We start from the raw sequence: 416 nt of genomic DNA, 5'->3' as shown, positions 1-416 counted from the left end.
TCTGCTTGCTATAGGGCCAGTCGGTGTGGAGGGAAGGCGAATTGCTATTTTGGGTGATATGCTGGAATTGGGGGCTTATAGTGAAAAACTCCATCGTGACTTAGTAAAGCCAGTATATCTCTCTGGTGCTAATCCCGTTTTTTTATTTGGTGAGGCAATGAAGTTTTTAGCCACTGATTTGGCTGCATACGTTAAGGTTCATTATGCTGAAAATATTGAAAAAATTTTACCACTTATTTTGGCAGAAATTTCCAATGGGGATCTCCTTATGATTAAATCATCCCATAGTCTTTATTCATCAGATATTGTGACTGCACTGCTTGATCGCTATCCAAGGGTTTCTCTCTAATTTAAAGAGGTTTTTTGTATTATGATGTTGTTTCTTTCTTCGTTTAGTGATTGGCTTCCAGGCGTCA

1 protein-coding gene is annotated in these 416 nt (G+C 38.7%); it reads left to right on the top strand.

Annotated features, from left to right (window positions below; translation table 11 throughout):
- Positions 1-349: glutamate ligase domain-containing protein (locus tag ACFIO5_RS10395; RefSeq protein WP_375705360.1), on the top strand; the 349-nt coding region annotated here is incomplete at its 5' end.
- Positions 350-416: the final 67 nt, after the last annotated feature.

This window comes from Bartonella sp. AA86SXKL (assembly GCF_042196885.1).
The sequence above is the reverse complement of the archived record's forward strand: the minus strand, read 5'-3'. Positions and strand labels throughout refer to the sequence as shown.